Source organism: Endozoicomonas sp. ONNA2 (genome assembly GCF_024606365.1).
Classification (GTDB): Bacteria; Pseudomonadota; Gammaproteobacteria; order Pseudomonadales; family Endozoicomonadaceae; genus Endozoicomonas.
The window spans coordinates 1-3,680 of record NZ_JAHHPO010001153.1 but is presented as its reverse complement, the minus strand read 5'-3'; the positions used below and the strand labels follow the sequence as shown (position 1 = coordinate 3,680).

At 50.5% G+C, this 3,680-nt stretch carries 4 protein-coding genes; 3 read left to right on the top strand and 1 reads right to left on the bottom strand.

The window, feature by feature from the left end; all coding sequences use genetic code 11:
* The first annotated feature begins 194 nt into the window (after nucleotides 1-194).
* A complete protein-coding gene (locus tag KDK14_RS20405; RefSeq protein ID WP_257267075.1) occupies nucleotides 195-632 on the top strand; it encodes a hypothetical protein in 438 nt (145 codons plus the stop codon).
* A 44-nt stretch (nucleotides 633-676) separates the two neighbouring features.
* Here KDK14_RS20405 and amrS read toward each other — a convergent pair whose 3' ends face one another.
* Complete coding sequence (gene amrS, locus KDK14_RS20400; RefSeq protein WP_257267074.1) at nucleotides 677-1,777, bottom strand: AmmeMemoRadiSam system radical SAM enzyme; 1,101 nt, start codon at nucleotides 1,775-1,777, stop codon at nucleotides 677-679.
* 122 nt (nucleotides 1,778-1,899) lie between these two features.
* Between amrS and amrB the strand changes: the two genes are divergently transcribed.
* Nucleotides 1,900-2,718 (top strand): AmmeMemoRadiSam system protein B, encoded by an 819-nt coding sequence (gene amrB, locus KDK14_RS20395; protein ID WP_257267072.1) that lies wholly within the window; start codon nucleotides 1,900-1,902, stop codon nucleotides 2,716-2,718.
* 167 nt (nucleotides 2,719-2,885) lie between these two features.
* On the top strand, nucleotides 2,886-3,503 hold the full coding sequence (amrA, locus tag KDK14_RS20390) for an AmmeMemoRadiSam system protein A (RefSeq protein WP_257267071.1): 618 nt from the start codon (nucleotides 2,886-2,888) through the stop codon (nucleotides 3,501-3,503).
* Nucleotides 3,504-3,680: the final 177 nt, after the last annotated feature.

Here is a 3,680-nt window from a genome sequence, read left to right as displayed (position 1 = left end):
CAGAGTGACTGGTCACTTAGTCAGAAAATATGATTTCATTTGGTTAACTACTTATGCAGCGTTCAAGCTGTTATGGGTATGAATCCATACTTGCCTTTAAGAAAAAAAACATTTCAGTGAACTAATAGCAACAAAATAGTGTCAGAGAGCTTGTAAGTTAGAAAGTTGAAACATTCATTAAAGGTGAACTGAATATGCAAAATACACAAACAGAAAGCGGCTGCCCGCCTGCCTGGTCCATCAGGAATGTAAACTATGAAGCAGTTGGTACAACTCTGGGCTGTGCTGCAGGCTGTGCTTCAGGCTGTGCTTCAGGCTGCCTTTTGGGTAAAACCGTTACATATTGTTGTATTGGCAGCATGCTCGGCAGAACAATTAATCATTTATTTCAGAATGAGCATACGCATACCTTTCGAACTTCAGATAGTGCCAGGAAGGTGGAAGTATTGGGTGAAACATCCGTCCACCGTCAAATGATACATTCTTCAGATGTTTTTTCTTTCACTGCTCAGCCAGGTCCTCCAAACCACCCTGAAACACCCATTCACCTCCAAATGACATTTTCTTCATCTTCCGATGAATTTCCTGTCACTACTCAACCTGGTCTTCCAAACCACCCTCATGCCGATTAAATCCAGACTTGTCAGGCGCCGTGTCCGGGAGGTGGTCCGAGAACTCAGGCCACAATCTTGGCCGGCACCCGACGACTACCCCAAATGCCGGGCTGCTGTTCAAACACACCGGCAACCGGCGTTCCACACTGCTGGCAGACCCCCTTGCCTTCTGACGCATCAACCCCCCATTCCCCAAGTACATACCAGTCACGCTCAATGAGCAGGCTATGACAGTGATGACAGCGGGTACTGCCACCGTCAGCATCATGGACATTGCCGGTGTAGGCGTAGCGCATACCATGATTCAGTGCTATCTGCCTCGCTCTGGTCAGCGTAGCGGCAGGCGTATGGGGGTGATCACGCATTTTCCAGTCAGGATGAAAGGCGGTGAAATGGATAGGAACGTCGACGCCCAGGTGCTCAACAATCCACTGACACATGTCGTTCAGTTCGCGTTCGGAATCATTTTCACCGGGTATCAGTAATGTGGTGATCTCAAACCAGACAGAGGTTTCATGTTTGAGGTATTCCAGTGTTTCAAGGACCGGTTGCAAAGCGCCGCCACAGATCTTGCGGTAAAAATCTTCGCTGAATGCTTTCAGGTCAATATTGGCTGCGTCCATATAGCGGAAAAACTCCACGCGGGGCGCATCACAGATATACCCGGCTGACACCGCCACCGACTGCAAATGTCTTTCATGGGCGGCCCTGGCAACATCAATGGCATATTCAAGGAAAATCACCGGGTCATTATAAGTAAACGCCAGTGACCGACAGCCCAGTTGCTCAGCGGTATCCGCCAATTGCTCTGGCGATGCCTGGTCGGCCAGGGTGTCCATCTCACGGGATTTGCTCATATCCCAGTTCTGACAGAATTTGCAGGCCAGGTTACAACCTGCAGTACCGAATGACAGCACCGGGGTTCCCGGCAGAAAGTGGTTCAGCGGTTTTTTCTCAATAGGGTCGATACAAAAACCGGAGGAGCGACCGTAACTGGTGAGCACAATTTGACCACCTTCACAGGCACGGACAAAACAGAGCCCCTGCTGCCCTTCGCGAAGTTTGCAGGCCCTCGGGCACAGATCACATTGGATTCGCCCATCATCAAGGGCATGCCAATAGTGTGTTGATATATTTTCGAACGGTGTTTTTGCTCTGGGCATGATCCATCTCCAGACCAGATTGACTGCCTGATTGTCATCCTGATGGTATTAACCAAGTCTATAATTATAGGCTCTGTCGACATTATTTGAGCGATGCAAATAAAGAGAATGGTGCCTGCACTGTGTCGACAGGCTCAGCCAATCCCGGGGGAGAACCCATAATGATTATTCGCCAGCCCGCTGTAGCCGGAACCTTTTACCCAGACTCACCTGACGCCCTGGCCAGTATGGTCAAAGAGATGCTCAGCGATGCCCGCCCCGGGGATTTCTCTCCGAAAGTGCTGGTCGTCCCCCATGCCGGCTTTCTCTATTCCGGCCCTGTGGCGGCCAGTGCCTACCGCCTGCTGCTCTCAATGAGCAATCATGTGCATCGTGTCGTACTCCTCGGTCCCAGTCACAGAGTTCCCTTACAGGGCATGGCGCTCCCGGACAGCGAAGCATTTGCTACGCCGCTTGGTCATATCCCACTGGATATTGAAGCCATGGAGGAACTGAAACAGTTCAGCCAGGTCCATACCGTCGATGAAGCCCATACCTGCGAGCACAGTCTTGAGGTCCAGTGCCCTTTTTTGCAGGAGTGTCTGGCTGACTTCAAGCTGATTCCAATGGTTGTAGGCGACACCAGTCCTATAGCGGTGGCTGAAGTGATCGAGCACCTCTGGGGAGACGAGGAAACCCTGATTGTGATCAGCTCCGACCTCAGCCATTATCACACCTATGAAGAGGCCTGTTACCGGGACAACCAGACAGTTAAAGCCATTGAACAGCTCAGCTGCAATTTGACCGGGGGTCAGGCCTGTGGCTGCTATCCTCTTAACGGCATGTTGAAAGTTGCCCAGCACCGGGGGATGGATGTCATTACACTTGATGTACGCAACTCCGGGGATATTGTTGGCGATAAAAGCCGGGTGGTGGGTTACGGTGCCTTTATTATTCAGTAGAGATTCAGTAGAGATTCAGTCAAGCAGAATCAACATTCAAACTACAAACAATACGCTCACCCGCGATCAGATGACAAGAAGCCGTTTTCAGAGGTCCCGTTGGGTGGCGATAAAAAACAAAAGGAGGCTATCAATGCCTTTAACGAAGGAAAACGGGAATTTTTACTGTGCAAATTGAACCCACAGAAAGCCAGAAAAAAGAATTATTACGCCTTGCCCGCAAGACCATCAGTGAAGGCTGTACCCGGGCCCTGCCACCAAAATCATTACCGGAAGAAGATCTGGCAGAGTTCTTTCTGCAACAGGCCGCCAGCTTTGTCACACTGCAAAAGCGGGAGGAACTCCGGGGCTGTATTGGTTCGACCCGGGCCTACCGAACACTGTTAGATGATGTGATCCACAACGCCTTCGCCAGCGCATTCCGGGACCCACGGTTTCCACCGGTGACAGAAAATGAGCTGACCGACATCCGGATTGAAGTGTCCGTACTGACCCCGCAGGAACGCATGGACGTCGCTGACGAGCAAGACCTTTTAAAGCAGCTGCATCCTGGCATCGACGGTTTATTCATTCGCAATCCCCAATACAGCGCAACCTTCTTGCCCCAGGTGTGGCAACAGCTGCCTGATCCCCGGCAGTTTCTGGCCCATTTGAAAAGCAAGGCCGGCATGGCTCCGGGGTTGTGGCCTGACGATATGGAGTGTTTTCGGTATCGGTGTGTCAAGTTTAATGAAAGGCGGAACCACAAAGGCACAAAGACACAAAGAAGAGCAAAAGACTGGTAAGAGCAAAGTTCCTACATTAATGAAAGGCGGAACCACAAAGGCACAAAGACACGAAGAAGAGCAAAAGACTGGTAAGAGCAAAGTTCTTACAGTAAAAATGCGCTTCCTTTGCCGTGAAAAACATTTTGCTTAACCATTTTTCATCTCTGAGGGTGGCGCAAAATATTTTCACGCGCC